This is a genomic window from Streptococcus alactolyticus, assembly GCF_042649785.1.
GTDB lineage: Bacteria > Bacillota > Bacilli > Lactobacillales > Streptococcaceae > Streptococcus > Streptococcus alactolyticus.
This window is the reverse complement of record NZ_JBHRZX010000006.1, coordinates 97,645-112,098: the sequence shown is the minus strand read 5'-3', so window position 1 is coordinate 112,098 and position 14,454 is coordinate 97,645. Positions and strand designations below refer to the sequence as shown.

Sequence of the window (14,454 nt, the reverse complement as noted above, 5' to 3'; positions counted from 1 at the left end):
TGACCCCTTATAGCGTAAATCAATCAGAATAATCAAATTTATCGCTGGATGGGGGATTTTTTGGTAGAATAGCAGGTAGCAAAGTATAGAAAGAAGACCTGTTTTACCTTATGAAATTAATCTCATGGAATATCGACTCGCTTAACGCTGCCTTGACCAGCGATTCTGCACGCGCCGTTTTGTCACGCGCGGTTATTGATACCTTAGTCGCGGAAGAAGCTGACATCATCGCTATCCAAGAAACCAAATTGTCTGCCAAAGGCCCAACGAAAAAACACCTGCAAATCTTACAAGACTATTTCCCAGATTATGAAATCGCTTGGCGTTCGTCTGTTGAACCTGCTAGAAAAGGCTACGCTGGTACCATGTTTCTTTACAAAAAGGGCTTAAACCCAAGTATTTCTTACCCTGAAATTGGTTCCCCTGACACCATGGATTGTGAAGGACGTATCATCACCCTTGAATTTGAGCACTACTATGTTACCCAAGTTTATACGCCAAATGCTGGGGATGGGTTAAGACGCTTAGCCGATCGCCAAATTTGGGATGAAAAATACGCAGATTACTTGGTATCATTGGACCAAAAGAAACCTGTTTTGGCAACTGGCGATTACAATGTTGCCCACAAGGAAATTGACTTAGCTCACCCAAGTGCCAACCGTCGTTCACCTGGTTTCACAGATGAAGAACGTTCAGGCTTTACTCATTTGTTGGCTAAGGGCTTTACCGACACTTTCCGTTATATTCATGGCGACATTCCAAATGTCTATAGCTGGTGGGCACAACGCAGCAAAACCAGCAAAATCAACAATGCTGGCTGGCGGATTGACTATTGGCTCACATCAAATCGCATTGCCGATAAAATCGTCAAATCTGAAATGATTGACTCAGGCGCTCGCCAAGACCACACCCCAATTCTTTTGGAAATTGATTTGTAAGCATAAAAAATACCTCAGAGATGCTGTTCTCCGAGGTATTTTACTTATTCAAATAAATCACGGTAAGACTTACGGTGACCCAGTTGCAAGACATGATTGTCCTTGACTAGTACGGGACGCTTAATCAACATGCCGTCTGAAGCCAGCAACTCAGCCGCCTCATCAATGGAAAGACTATCAACCTTATCTTTCAAGCCCAAAGCGCGGTAAGCCTGACCGCTGGTGTTGAAAAAGTTCTTTATCGTGTAATCGGACTCTTGCATCCATTTCTTTAGTTGCTCTGCTGTGGGTGTATCCACCGTCAAATCAACTGCCTTAAAATCCACTCCTAATTTCTGTAATTCTGCTTTAGCACGACGGCAAGTACTGCATTTTGGGTATTCATAAAATGTTAACATCATGTCCTCTTTTCTAAAACGTGACCCCTTCATGGGATAGAAGCCAACGTTTCCGCTCTAGTCCTCCAGCATATCCCGTTAACTGCCCTTGACTTCCTAAAACCCGATGACAAGGAACAAAGACAGACAAAGGATTTTTTCCGACAGCACCACCGACTGCTTGGGCAGATGCACACTGGATTTTTTGGGCAATTTCCCCATAAGTCATCGTTTTTCCATAAGGAATCTCCCTCAAAACCTGCCACACGTTTTGTTGAAAAGCCGTTCCTTGTGGAGCTAAAACCACGTCCTCAGCTTTAGGATTTTCACCAACAAAATAAGCATCTAACCACGCTGTTGCATCTGCTAAAAAGATAGAATCACCCTCCACAATCGCTTGGTCGCGGTAGCCATTTTCAAAATACTTTTGCCCGACAAAGTAGCATCCCAGCAAGCCACGCTCATCTGCCAACAAACTGATAGTTCCCAAGGGAGAAGGGTAATAGATTCGCATCAACATCGTCAGTGCCTTTCCAAATGCTAGAGGTTTAACTGATTTCATTATAGCAAAAAGCGGTGGGAAGGAAAAACAAAAGCCCCTATCACCCACGCGAGGTAATAGGGAACTGGCTTTATTTTTTGGTAATTAAGCGCACACGAACGATGTTGTCGCTGGCTTCAAAGGTTGCTACCAAATCATCAATTTTCGCTTTGTCTGTTTCGTCCAAATCAAGCAAAGTATATGCGTACTCGCCTTTTGAACGGTTAATGATATTGTCAATGTTAATGCCTAGGTTAGACACGGCGGTTGAAATTCTCGCCACGATATTTGGCACATTTTTGTTAATCAAGGTAATGCGATAAGGCGCCGTCAAAGCCTGATGCACATTTGGGAAATTCACAGAATTGGTGATTTCACCTGTTTCCATAAATTGACGAATTGTTTTACCAGCCATAATCGCACAATTCAACTCAGCTTCTGCCGTTGAACCACCAACGTGTGGGAAAACCGTGATTTTATCTTTATTTAAAAGCTCTTCTGTCCCAAAATCAGTGATATAGCGTTTAACAACGCCAGTTTCAATCGCATCAAAAAGTGCAGCATTATCCACCAATTCACCACGGGCAAAGTTGATAATCACAGTTCCCTTTGGCATCAAGGCAAAGGCTTCGCTATTAAAAGTGTGACGGGTTTCATCAGTCAAAGGCACATGAACAGTGATGTAATCCGCATTGGCAAAAATCTCTTTCACATCGTCCACGCGTTTGACATGGTGTGAAATATTCCAAGCCGTTTCAATAGACACATAAGGGTCATAGCCCATGACATTCATACCTAGACGTTGAGCGTAGTTGGCAATGCGACCACCAATGGCACCAAGTCCAATGACACCAAGGGTTTTACCTGAAATTTCACTACCTGCAAATTGTTTTTTGCCTGCTTCAACTTGTTTGGGAACGTCATCACCTGACAAGGTATTGACCCATTTATTTGCAGCAATGTAATCACGCGCAGACATCAAAAGAGATGCTAAAACAGCTTCTTTGACGGCATTGGCATTGGCACCTGGGGTGTTAAAAACCACAATCCCTGCTGCCGTTGCCTCGTCAATCGGAATATTATTCGTACCAGCACCCGCACGCGCAATAGCTTTGAGATTATCTGGAAATGTTGTCCCGTGCAGATTTTGGCTCCGCAAAATATAAGCATCAGGATTATCTGCCAAATCACCATCTACCTGAAAATGATTGCCTAATTCCTTTAGACCCACTTGATTGATATTATTAAACGTTTTAACACTATAGACCATAGACTTCACTCCAAGGCTGCAGGCAGCCTCCCTTTTCTCTTATTTGTTACAAACTATGGTGGTCCGCCTCATCAACTTCTTGATAAAAGGCATTCTCAGCCTTAGTTTTGATTTTTTGATAAGCTAGACGTTCCCCATCAACAGGGACTTTTCCACAATAAACGTAACCGAGTTTGGTCAAAATATGCTGCATAGCAAGGTTTTTCTCGTGGGTATCGCAACGAAAATCATGCCCTTTTGTCCCTTCAATCAAGCCTTGAAGAAAGGTTTGAGCGACTTTTTGCCCTGTCACGCGCGATAAGACCGCCACACGGTGAAAGGTGACGTATTGGTGATTGTTGTGCTGCCAATGACCATCGTAAATCTTTTCATAAGCAGGTTCAACCCCAATCACCACCGCAGCATGGGCAACAATTTCCCCATCCAATAAGCCTACATAAGCTTGACCAGCTAAAATATCATCATAAATGGTATTTTCATCAGGGTAAGTCCCTTGCCACTGGTTGCTACCACTTGCAGCTAATTGCTTTCTAGCATCCTCAATTACTCGCATGATTGGTGTCACTTCATTGGGAAAAGCTTGTCTAATCTCCATTTTATTACCTCTTTTTTATTGATATACACCTATTGTATAACATTTCTGCTGTAAAAAGGGCATTAGTTAGATTTATTTTCAGCTTCAAATTGCTTCATAAAGGCAATCAAATCCACCACACCTTGACGTGGGAATGCGTTGTAAAGACTTGCACGCATGCCTCCAACTGAGCGGTGCCCTTTGATGTTTTTAAAGCCAAGCGCTGTCGCTTCTGCCACAAACTGCGCATCCAATTCTTTACTTGGTGTCACAAAAGGAACATTGGCAACAGAACGTTGGGCTGGATTTTTAACAGGATTGGTGTAAAAATCAGACTGGTCAATGAAATCGTACAAAAGTCCTGATTTTTCACGATTGGCTTCTTCCATTTTATCCACACCACCAAAGGCCTTGACCCACTCAAAAACCAATTTTGAAATGTAAATGCTATAAGCTGGTGGGGTATTGTAGAGCGAACCTGCCTCTGCTTGGATGCGATAATCCAGCATTGATGACAAAGTTGGCTCGTCGTTTAGGAAATCTTCGCGGATAATCACCACAGTCACACCTGCAGGACCAATGTTCTTTTGAGCGCCTGCATAAATAACCGCAAAATCTTCCACATTGTAGCGCGCAGCTAAAATATTAGACGACATATCAGCGACAATCGGCACACCATTGGTATCAGGAAGGTCATAAATGGCTGTTCCCTCAATGGTATTGTTGGTTGTGATATGCACATAAGCGGCTTCTGGATCAATGGTTTTAGGGTCAAATGTTGGAATATGGTCATACACCGTATCCTCAGACGATGCCAACAAAACAGGCTCAAAAGGAATGGTTTTGGACAATTTTACAGCTTCTGCATAAGCTTTTTTCCCCCATGATCCTCCAACAAGATAGTACGCTTTACGCCCCTTTGCTAGATTCAAAGGCAGCATTGTAAATTGCGTTGATGCACCACCTTGAAGAAACAGTACCTTATAATTATCAGGAATCGCCATCAATTCACGCAACAAGCGTTCTGCTTCTTTAATAATGTGGTCAAACTCTTTGGAACGGTGGGACATTTCTAAAACACTCATGCCGCTACCTTGGTAGTCAAGCATTTCACGCTGTGCTTGTTCAAGCACGGGTTTTGGCAACACTGCAGGACCTGCAGAGAAATTGTAAATTGTCATAAAAATACCTCCGTTATAATTGTTATAAATTATAGCATAATATTCTGAATTTTGTAAAGATTTTTAAGATTTTTACTCAAATGATTTATAAATAATCATGTTATAATGATAACGAAGAACTAGAAAAGGAGTTTTCATGATTATTAAAGAATTTTGTGCAGAAAATACCACACGCCTTAACCAGCTCGATGATACGATTAAACGCGTTGAATTGTGCGATAACTTAGCCGTTGGCGGTACGACTCCCTCTTATGGGGTTATCAAGGAAGCAGCGCGCTATCTCCATGAAAAAAGCATTGCCCTAGCCACTATGATTCGTCCGCGTGGAGGGAATTTTGTCTATAATGATAGTGAATTGCGCATCATGGAAGATGATATTTTACGCGCGGTGGAATTAGAAAGTGATAGCTTGGTTTTGGGATTGTTAACCGAGGACAACCTCATTGACCAAGACGCTATTGAACAACTCTTGCCAGCAACACAGGGTTTGCCGCTAGTTTTCCACATGGCTTTTGACCATATCCCACTTGATCAACAAACAGAAGCCATTGACCAATTGGTGGACTTAGGCTTCACGCGTATTTTGACACATGGGTCTGCTCAAAATAACCCAATTACTGAAAACATCACCCACTTGAAAGACTTGGTTGAATATGCTGACGGTCGCATTGAAATCATGATTGGCGGTGGCGTGACAGCAGAAAACTACCAAGATTTGATTAAACAAACGGGTGCCCAAGCCGCCCACGGTACTAAAATCATGGCCTAAAAGCCAAAAATGAGGACTTAGCCGTCCTCGTTTTTTTGATTAGAGAGCATCTCTGCCCTTTTCGCCTGTCCGAATGCGAATCACCTCATCAACTGGAATGATAAAAATCTTCCCATCGCCGACATCGCCTGTCCGAACAGTCTGGCAGATACTACTCACCACATCATCCACCAAAGCATCGCAAACCACGATTTCCACCTTAACTTTTGCCAATAAGGTTGGCACAATTTTTTGACCACGAACATATTCCGCAAATCCACGTTGCTTGCCGTGGCCCAAAACCTGACTGACAGTCATGCCATTGGTCAGATTCTTCTTAGACAGGGCATCCTTTAAATCTTCCAAGCGGTCTGCTCGAATAATGGCTTCTACTTTTTTCATAATGTCACTTCCTCGCTTTTATTAAGAATCCAATCCCATGAAGGTTGGGTAGGCTGTTTCTTTATGCTCAGCATCATCAAGACCAATTGCTTCCAAACGTTCTTCCACACGGATGTCCATAAAGAGCGAAATGACTTTGATAATCACAAAACTTGCTACCGCTGACCAAACAATTGTAAAGATAATAGCAGCTACTGTGACCAAAAGCAAGTGAGCATTGCCATAAATCAAACCAACATTATGCGAATCAAGAGCCAATTCTGGCGTTGTGAAAATAGCTGTTGCTAGACCACCAAAAATACCACCGATACCGTGACAACCAAAGGCATCCAAGGCATCATCATAAGCTAATTTTGGTTTCAAAACAGAAATAGCAAAGTAACAAATAGGACTCACACAAAGACCAATGATAAGAGAACTCCAAGTTGATACAAAACCTGCCCCTGGTGTGATCGCAACAAGCCCTGCTACCAAACCTGTTGACGCGCCTACAAGTGAGAAACGACCCGCCATGATTTTTTCAACAATCATCCATGATAATAGGGCTGATGCTGCTGCGATATGTGTTGTGATAAAAGCATGAACCGCAAGTCCATCTGCTGCAAGAGCTGACCCAGCGTTAAAACCAAACCAACCAAACCAAAGGATACCAGCTCCTAAAAAGACAAATGGTACGTTGTGAGGACGGTATTCCAAACGATGATAGTCACGACGTTTACCAAGCATCAAGGCTAGAACCAAACCTGACACCCCTGACGTGATATGAACCACATCGCCACCAGCAAAGTCAATGGTTCCCCATTTAGCAAGAAGCCCTTCATCCCAAACCATATGAGCAAATGGGAAATAGACCAATAAGAGCCAAAAAACAATAAAGATAATCAAAGTACTAAAACGCATACGCCCTGCAGCTGCCCCTGTTAAAATGGCAACCGTAATAATCGGAAACATCATTTGAAATGCTGCAAATAAGACATCTGGAATTTCTAGACCACGTGTGCTTGTTGTTTCACTGACACCATTTAGAAAGACATGGGACAGATTTCCGATGATATCCCCTTTTCCACCAAAAGAAAGAGAATACCCACAAACAATCCACATCACTGACGCCAGAGCAATCGGCAGGACACACATCATCATCGTGTTGATGACATTCTTACGCCTCCCTAAGCCACCATAGAAGAAAGCCAGACCCGGTGTCATAAGAAAAACCAAACTCGCGCAAATAATGATAAACGCTATACTTCCTGAATTCATATCCTATCTCCTTTACTCTCTTTACCACGACTTTTGGATAAAAAGCCACTTCCTAAAGATGTCAACCTCAATGACTTGAGTTATTATGTTAGATAATATAACACTAAGTTTTCCTAAAAGCAATACTTTTTACAAAAATTTTCTAAATTTTCTGCATTTATAACCTAAAATGTTACTTGTTTTTAAGACAAACGACTATCTTTTCTCAAACAAAACCGCTTTTTCTTCCACTTTTCCCCAAATACATCTGATGTAAGCTTTTACCCGAAATGTTTGTCGTTAGATTATGTCATATTTTATAACACAAAAAGAGTCGTGCTAGCAACTCGACTCTTTTGGATATTTAATCAATATTGTGATAAGCGTTGTAAACCTCTTGGCGTTTTAAACCATAGGTTTTAGCAACTTTTTTGATGGCTTGGTTTGTTTTTTCTCCTGAGGCAATCAAGTCATTGACCAAGTCTGGAATGTCGCTCAGAGCCACACTTTCTTGGGGAATAGCTGTTTCATCTTGCCCCGATACAATCAAAAGACACTCCCCCTTCAAAGGCACTTGGGTGATATGCTCCATGATTTCTGAAATCGTTCCTCGTTGGTATTCTTCGTAAATTTTGGTTAATTCACGGACAAGAACGATGGGGCGGTCGCCATAAATGTCCTGCATATTGCTAAGCGTATCCAACACGCGATAAGGTGATTCATAGAAAATTTGCGTTTCAGGATAGGCTTTCTTGCTCTCAAAAAATTCTTTTTGCTGCCCAGCTTTTCTGGGAAGAAAACCGTAGAACACATGGGGTTGAGGCGCCAAACCACTGGCAATCAATGCGGTAATACCAGCCGATGCCCCTGGCAAAGAAATGACAGGAATGCCTTCTTCGATAGCTGCCTTGACCAAATCATGACCTGGGTCAGAAATGGACGGCATCCCTGCATCAGATACCTGTGCCAAACGTTTGCCGTCTTTTAACAGGGCAATCAACTCAGGAATTTTGTCATAGGCATTGTGCTCGTGAAAACTAATCTGTTTTACCGGTATATCAAAGTGTTTCAGCAAAATTCCTGTGTTTCGAGTGTCTTCTGCACAGACAAAATCCACCGTCTGCAAAACCTCAACCGCTCTAAAAGTCATGTCTTGAAAGTTGCCGATAGGCGTTGGGACAAGATACAATTCACCTGTCGTAGAAGCGTTATGATAACTTTTTTGGACCTGCATCACAACCTCACTCTCTATCTAGCACTTCCATACAAAACATGCACTCCTCATCATTTTCACGACGTTGTCCGTAGTAATCGTTGCAGATGTGGAAGCCATCGTGGTAGATGCTTTCAATATAGCGTTTTCCTTGTTTAGAGGTCTTAGCCGAAGCATTTTCTTCCAATTGGGCAAGGCGCGTTCTTAATTTATCATTTTCAAGACGCAATGCGGTGTTTTCTTCCAAAAGCGATTGGACTTGTTTTTTCATGGCATCAATTTCAGCCAATGTAATCATCAAATTTTGCGAAAAACCGTCAAAAGCATCAAATAATTTTTTCTTATCCATATCGTTTGACCTCATCTAAAGTATATGTTAATAGGGCGTGTTTTTCAGGAAATTTCACTTTAATGGTATCTGAAAAGACGTCAATGCTGGCCACACTTCCCACACCTTCTGCCGTTTCGATGTCACTTCCCACATCAGGGAATTTTTCCTTGGCTTCTCTGTAAAAATCATCCTCAAAACTCAAGCAACACATGAGGCGACCACAGCGACCAGTTGTCTTGCCTGTGCTCAGTGACATGCCTTGATTTTTAACCATTTTGATGGAAACAGGTGGAAATTCACCCAGAAAAGTTGAGCAACAAAGCGTACGACCACAAGGGCCCAAACCGCCGTAAACCTTGGTTTCCTCCCGATTGTTAATCTGTCTTAATTCAATCCTTGTCTTGAAATGACTAGCCAAATCACGCAGCAATTTTCGAAAATCAACCCGTTCTTCCGCCGAAAAAGTGATAAGCACGTAATCGCGCTCCAAAGGAAAGACGATATCAATGACCTTCATCTGCAATTGATTGAGAGCAACCAAGTGATCAACAGCCTCAAAAGAGTCTTTGGCAAAGGCTTTATTGTCTTGATAATGCTTGATATCCTTGGCATCAGCTGCTCGCGAAATCACATCCATTTCAGCTGGTAATTTTGTGTCGTCAATGTCCTGATTTTCGCAGACCACTTCTGCTAAGCGATTGCCTTTTTTGTTTTTGACAACCACCAGCTCGCCAAGTTTGTAGCAGCGATTAGGCAAGACATAGGCAATGCCACCTGTTTCTTTATATTTGATACGCAATACTTCTGTCATGAAACCACCATATATTCTAATACGTTTTGAAAACTCACATTACTTTTCCACATTTGCTGAGCTTGATAAGCCTTTTCCAAATAAACCAAAGTTTGTTTGCGCTCGAGGTGTTTGGATAAATACAAAGTCAACAACTGAAAAGCCAACTCTTGCTCGCTTTTTTCAGTAGCCAACTTCACCAACTCATTGACTTCCAAATAAGCCGTATCCGTGTCTTTAAACAAGGTAGCGACAAAACGCTCGCTCGCTTGCAACAACTCCTCAACCTTTTTATCCTGTATCAATTTTTCAAGGTGTTGGGGCGTCTTAGCCAAGGCAACCAAAATCTCTGCCTGTGTCTTTAAAACACCAGCTTCTTCAGCCTGTTTGCGTAATAGCGCCTCGTTTTTTGGAAAACGAATGACTTGGGTACGGCTCTTGATGGTTGGCAAGACCTTGCTTTCATCACTCGTCAGCAAAATCATATAAGACGAACTTTGCGGCTCTTCAATGAATTTTAACAGGCTATTAGCGGCGTTTGGATGCATCTTGTCACAATCCTGAATGATAAAAACTTGCGATTGGCTCTCAAAACCTGAGCGTGAAAAGTCCCGCAACAAGTCACGAATCGTATCTGTTTTAATAACTTGACCTGTTGGCTTGATTTGTTTCACATCTGAAAATTCATTCTCAGCGATGAGAACACATTCACGGCACTTGCCACAAGGCAAGCCATCTTGAAAATGCTCACAAAAACGGCTTTTAGCTAAGTAAAGGGCAAAGTCCAAGCTCGCAAAATCTCCAGAAAAAAGATAGGCATGGCTCATCCTATCTGACCTTAAGATGTGATTGAATTCCTCAAAAAGATGAGGTTGCAAGCTTTCCAAATCCATTTTCATTTTCCTACTACCTACGCTAAGTGTTGTAAAATCACCTGATACACCTCTTCAACGACGCTGTCCAAGTCACGTGAGGCATCGATGGTCACAATACGGTCTTTTTCCTGTTCTGCCAAACGCAAATAGCCTTGACGCACGCGTTGGTGCATATCTAATTTTTCCAAATCCAGACGATTGACCTCACGTTCAGCATTTTGAGCAATGCGTTGCAAGCCAAGTTCTGATTCGATATCCAAATAAATGGTAATATCAGGTTTACGACCGTCTGTTGCAAAATCATTGAGTTGTGTAATGGTCGCCTCATCCAAACCACGCCCTGCGCCCTGATAAGCAATCGAGCTATCAATAAAGCGGTCAATCAGTACAATCTTCCCATTTTCCAAGGCTGGCAAGACTTTTTCCACATAGTGCTGACGACGTGCTGCCATATACAAAAGCAATTCCGTCTTATAGTCCATATTAACGTGATGGACGTCTAAAATCACCTCTCGAATCCGCTCTGCAATCGCCACACCACCTGGCTCTCGTGTCGCCAAGACACTAAGCCCTTGCGCTTGCAATAGTGGAATGATGCGTTCTAAAACGCTGGTTTTACCAGCTCCGTCAGGTCCCTCAAAAGAGATGATTACTCCGTTTTTCATGAAAATTCCTTCCAAACTTATTACTTCTATTCTATCAAAAATATAGCAAAAAGGCACTACCGAATATGGCAGCACCTAAATAGACTTGTGTAACAACCTAGCTAAATCCTTATTAATCCAATGATTTGGCTTCTGTCAATTCAATAGAATCCACTTGAATACCCTTGGCCAGCAAGGCTTTTTCTAAATGCGATGGATCCACTTTTCCGTCAATTTGAATTTCAATAGCAACTTTACCAGACTTGCGTGTGGCAACCACCGTGCGTTTGATATTTAGATTATCCGCTGAAATGGTTTCTGTGATTTTAGCCAGAGTGCCCACAGTATCATCTGCTGAGATAATGACCCGCACCCCTTCTTCGCCATATCCTGAAATTTCAAGAAAGGCTTTGAAAACATCTTTATCGGTGATAATACCATGTACGCGATTGTTTTCCACAACAGGCAAAATACCAACGTGATTTTTCATCATGAGGTAAATCGCATCTTCCAGCCTATCGTAAGGGGAAACCGTCACCACTTCTCGAATCATCACGTCGCGAATCTTGGTTTTATTGAGCAGGTAATTCATTTCATAAATGGACAAGCTCGTTGCTTTAGAAGGGCTAGCTTCTGCCATGGTTCTTTCAGTGACAAGACCGACAAGTTTATCGTTTTCAATAACAGGCAAGCGGCGTAACTTTTGCTCGCGCATCATATCAGCCGCGTGCGCTACTGTCGTATCAGGCGACACATAGACAACTTTTTTCGTCATAAAATCTTTTACTGGCATATCATTTCTCCAAATCCTTTTTTCGCAACTATTATACCATATAACGCTTTCTTTTGATATCAGGGAAATGGTTCATGCTAGTTGCAGTCAAGTGATACTATTGGCAATTATCACTAGCTTCCTAGATAAGCTTTACGCACTTCTTCAGAAGCCAATAATTCTTCACCTGTTCCTGACAAGACAATCTTACCTGTTTCCAAAACGTAACCACGGTTAGCGATGGCTAAGGCTTTGTTGGCATTTTGCTCAATCAACAAGACTGTTGTTCCTTGTTTTTGGATATCTTGGATAATGTCAAAGATTTCTTGAATGAAAATTGGCGCCAATCCCATTGATGGTTCATCTAAAAGCAATAATTTGGGTTGACTCATCAAGGCTCTTCCCATAGCAAGCATTTGCTGTTCACCACCTGACAAGGTTGCAGCGTCTTGTGATTTACGTTCTTCCAAACGTGGGAAACGGTCAAAAATTTTCTTCAAATTCTTTTGATTTTCTTCACGGTCACGGCGTAAAAAGGCACCTAGTTCAAGGTTTTCTAAAACCGTCATTCCTGGAAAAACGTGTCGCCCTTCAGGAACTTGCGACAAACCAGAAGCCACAATTTTACGAGCTGGCTCTTTCTGAATCTCTTTTCCTAAAAAGCTGATTTCGCCAGCACTTGGACGCACCAAACCTGAAATCGTACGGAGAATAGAGGTTTTACCAGCTCCATTAGCACCGATAAGGGTCACGACTTCGCCTTCATTGACTTCAAAAGAAACATCTTTAACCGCTTGAATCACACCGTAATGCACAGACAAGTGGTCCACTTTTAACATCGCCATTACCCTTCACCTCCTAAGTAAGCTTCAATAACACGTTGGTTGGTCTTGATTTCGTCTGGTGTTCCTTGGGCAATCAGACGACCATATTCAAGCACATAGATGCGCTCTGTTACTTCCATGACAAGGCTCATATCGTGTTCGATTAGCATAATCGTGATATTAAATTCGTCTTTGATTTTGCGGATGAGTTCTGTCAATTCTGCTGTTTCTTGCGGGTTCATCCCTGCTGCTGGCTCGTCCAAAAAGAGAATTTTGGGTTTGGTTGCCAAGGCACGCACAATTTCCAAACGGCGTTGTTGCCCATAAGGAAGATTTTTAGCAAGAGTATCAGCTTCTGTTTCCAAATTGAAAATAGCCAATAAATCCAAGGCCTTTTGACGCAATTCTTCCTCGCTTTGGTAGTATTTTGGCAAGCGCAAGAAACTAGCTAAAAGATGCGGAGAGGTTTGATTAGCCATCCCAATCAAAACATTGTCCAAAACCGTCATTTCCTTAAACAAACGAATGTTTTGGAAGGTACGCGACAAGCCCAAAGACGCAATTTTATAAGGTTTCATGCCATTTAAAATGGTACCATCAAGTGACACAGTTCCCTCACTTGGCTCATAAACACCTGTTAACAAGTTGAAAAGTGTGGTTTTTCCAGCACCGTTTGGACCAATCAAGCCAACCAATTCACCTTCATTGAGATGCATGGTAACATCACCTACGGCTGTCAATCCGCCAAAATTTTTGGTGAGCTTTTTAACATCAAGAAGTGCCATTACTGCTTACCTCCCTTAGTTTTGTTAAAGAATCGAGATAACGTGAATTCCTTCGTTCCCAAAAGTCCTCCTGGTCGGAAAATCATAACCAAAATGAGGGCAAGAGAATAGATAATCATACGAAGATTTGAGATATTTTGCAAGAACATATTCAAAATACCTAGGGCAACCGCCGCTAAAATCGTTCCTGTAATAGAACCAAGTCCACCAAGAACGGCGATAATCAAGTAGTCGATAGATTTCATAATGGTGAAATCTTTAGGAACAACTGTACCGATGTAACCCACATAAAGCGAACCTGCGATAGATGAAATAATAGCCCCCATCACAAAAACCAGCACTTTCATCTTGGTCACATTGACACCCATAGCTTCGGCTGCAATTTCATCTTCACGAACGGCAATCACCTGACGTCCCATTGATGAACGTAGGAAATTCAAGACTAAAATGGTAATCACCACAACAAAGGCAAAGATAACAGGCCATGTAGTATAAGGTAAAATACCAGTCAAACCAGCAGCTCCGTTAGTCAAATCGCCACCATTGACAATCAAGATACGGATAATCTCAGCCATACCCAAGGTTGCGATGGCCAGATAGTCCCCCTTCAACCGCAAGGTCGGAATCCCAAAAATAAGGGCAACCACAACGGCAATGAGAACCCCAACGAGCATTGATAGGTAAAAGCCACCGTAAGTTGGATTTTGCTGAGTCATGATGGCTGTTGCGTAAGCACCGATAGCCATGAAACCAGCCTGCCCCAAGGTGAATTGCCCTGAGAAGCCAAGAACCAAGTTGGTTCCAAGCCCCATCAAGATACTAATACCAATCCCCATCAAAATTTGCACGTAGTACAAGTTTAAAATATTTGTGCGGGTTAAAACCTCTAAAATGGCATAAAGAACAACAATCAAGGCCAGCCATGAAAGATTTACTTTTAGATTTTTTTTCAT

Annotated in this window: 18 protein-coding genes; 2 read left to right on the top strand and 16 right to left on the bottom strand. The window is 42.2% G+C overall.

Translation table 11 applies throughout. The annotated features are described in order from the left end of the window. Positions 1-110: 110 nt before the first annotated feature. Positions 111-938: an exodeoxyribonuclease III gene (locus tag ACFORE_RS01770; RefSeq protein WP_380434918.1), complete on the top strand. Its 828-nt coding sequence runs from the start codon at positions 111-113 to the stop codon at positions 936-938. 44 nt (positions 939-982) lie between these two features. On the opposite strand, the gene ACFORE_RS01765 is transcribed toward ACFORE_RS01770, so the two are convergent. From ACFORE_RS01765 to serC, 5 genes are all read right to left on the bottom strand, one after another. Then, entirely contained in the window at positions 983-1,336 is a 354-nt protein-coding gene (locus ACFORE_RS01765) for an arsenate reductase family protein (protein ID WP_308526012.1), read from the bottom strand. A 13-nt stretch (positions 1,337-1,349) separates the two neighbouring features. Next, positions 1,350-1,835, bottom strand: coding sequence for a methylated-DNA--[protein]-cysteine S-methyltransferase (locus ACFORE_RS01760; protein ID WP_380434926.1), 486 nt, complete (start codon positions 1,833-1,835; stop codon positions 1,350-1,352). Positions 1,836-1,947: 112 nt separating this feature from the next. Then, positions 1,948-3,126 (bottom strand): 3-phosphoglycerate dehydrogenase family protein, encoded by a 1,179-nt coding sequence (locus ACFORE_RS01755; RefSeq protein ID WP_168260458.1) that lies wholly within the window; start codon positions 3,124-3,126, stop codon positions 1,948-1,950. 46 nt (positions 3,127-3,172) lie between these two features. After that, the gene (locus ACFORE_RS01750) at positions 3,173-3,721 is read right to left on the bottom strand and encodes a GNAT family N-acetyltransferase (protein ID WP_154454582.1); all 549 of its coding nucleotides are present in this window, start codon (positions 3,719-3,721) and stop codon (positions 3,173-3,175) included. Between the two features lie 62 nt (positions 3,722-3,783). After that, a complete protein-coding gene (serC, locus tag ACFORE_RS01745) occupies positions 3,784-4,881 on the bottom strand; it encodes a 3-phosphoserine/phosphohydroxythreonine transaminase (protein ID WP_154454581.1) in 1,098 nt (365 codons plus the stop codon). A 136-nt stretch (positions 4,882-5,017) separates the two neighbouring features. On the opposite strand from serC, the gene ACFORE_RS01740 reads away from it, so the two are divergent. Beyond that, positions 5,018-5,650 carry a copper homeostasis protein CutC gene (locus ACFORE_RS01740; RefSeq protein WP_154454580.1) on the top strand — a complete coding sequence of 211 codons (633 nt, stop codon included), beginning with the start codon at positions 5,018-5,020 and terminating at the stop codon, positions 5,648-5,650. Positions 5,651-5,689: 39 nt separating this feature from the next. Here the strand turns inward: ACFORE_RS01740 and ACFORE_RS01735 are convergent, their stop codons facing one another. From ACFORE_RS01735 to ACFORE_RS01685, 11 genes are all read right to left on the bottom strand, one after another. Beyond that, positions 5,690-6,031, bottom strand: a complete 342-nt coding sequence (locus ACFORE_RS01735; RefSeq protein WP_154454579.1) for a P-II family nitrogen regulator — start codon at positions 6,029-6,031, stop codon at positions 5,690-5,692. Between the two features lie 21 nt (positions 6,032-6,052). Continuing rightward, positions 6,053-7,288 (bottom strand): ammonium transporter, encoded by a 1,236-nt coding sequence (locus ACFORE_RS01730; RefSeq protein WP_380434917.1) that lies wholly within the window; start codon positions 7,286-7,288, stop codon positions 6,053-6,055. A 343-nt stretch (positions 7,289-7,631) separates the two neighbouring features. Next, positions 7,632-8,501: a 16S rRNA (cytidine(1402)-2'-O)-methyltransferase gene (gene rsmI / locus ACFORE_RS01725; RefSeq protein WP_154454577.1), complete on the bottom strand. Its 870-nt coding sequence runs from the start codon at positions 8,499-8,501 to the stop codon at positions 7,632-7,634. Between the two features lie 7 nt (positions 8,502-8,508). After that, positions 8,509-8,829 (bottom strand): DNA replication initiation control protein YabA, encoded by a 321-nt coding sequence (gene yabA, locus ACFORE_RS01720; RefSeq protein WP_154454576.1) that lies wholly within the window; start codon positions 8,827-8,829, stop codon positions 8,509-8,511. Beyond that, positions 8,822-9,622 carry a regulatory iron-sulfur-containing complex subunit RicT gene (ricT, locus tag ACFORE_RS01715; protein WP_294607480.1) on the bottom strand — a complete coding sequence of 267 codons (801 nt, stop codon included), beginning with the start codon at positions 9,620-9,622 and terminating at the stop codon, positions 8,822-8,824. Before ricT ends, yabA begins: the two co-directional genes overlap by 8 nt. Next, a complete protein-coding gene (locus ACFORE_RS01710) occupies positions 9,619-10,494 on the bottom strand; it encodes a DNA polymerase III subunit delta' (protein ID WP_294607477.1) in 876 nt (291 codons plus the stop codon). The genes ricT and ACFORE_RS01710 overlap by 4 nt, the downstream gene beginning before the upstream one ends. 17 nt (positions 10,495-10,511) lie before the next feature. Beyond that, positions 10,512-11,141 carry a dTMP kinase gene (gene tmk / locus ACFORE_RS01705; protein WP_235280678.1) on the bottom strand — a complete coding sequence of 210 codons (630 nt, stop codon included), beginning with the start codon at positions 11,139-11,141 and terminating at the stop codon, positions 10,512-10,514. Between the two features lie 112 nt (positions 11,142-11,253). Continuing rightward, positions 11,254-11,913: a CBS domain-containing protein gene (locus tag ACFORE_RS01700; RefSeq protein ID WP_154454572.1), complete on the bottom strand. Its 660-nt coding sequence runs from the start codon at positions 11,911-11,913 to the stop codon at positions 11,254-11,256. 113 nt (positions 11,914-12,026) lie between these two features. Beyond that, on the bottom strand, positions 12,027-12,737 hold the full coding sequence (locus tag ACFORE_RS01695) for an ABC transporter ATP-binding protein (RefSeq protein ID WP_204984255.1): 711 nt from the start codon (positions 12,735-12,737) through the stop codon (positions 12,027-12,029). Further along, positions 12,737-13,501 (bottom strand): ABC transporter ATP-binding protein, encoded by a 765-nt coding sequence (locus ACFORE_RS01690; RefSeq protein ID WP_154454570.1) that lies wholly within the window; start codon positions 13,499-13,501, stop codon positions 12,737-12,739. Before ACFORE_RS01690 ends, ACFORE_RS01695 begins: the two co-directional genes overlap by 1 nt. Continuing rightward, positions 13,501-14,454 carry a branched-chain amino acid ABC transporter permease gene (locus ACFORE_RS01685; protein WP_380434916.1) on the bottom strand — a complete coding sequence of 318 codons (954 nt, stop codon included), beginning with the start codon at positions 14,452-14,454 and terminating at the stop codon, positions 13,501-13,503. The genes ACFORE_RS01690 and ACFORE_RS01685 overlap by 1 nt, the downstream gene beginning before the upstream one ends.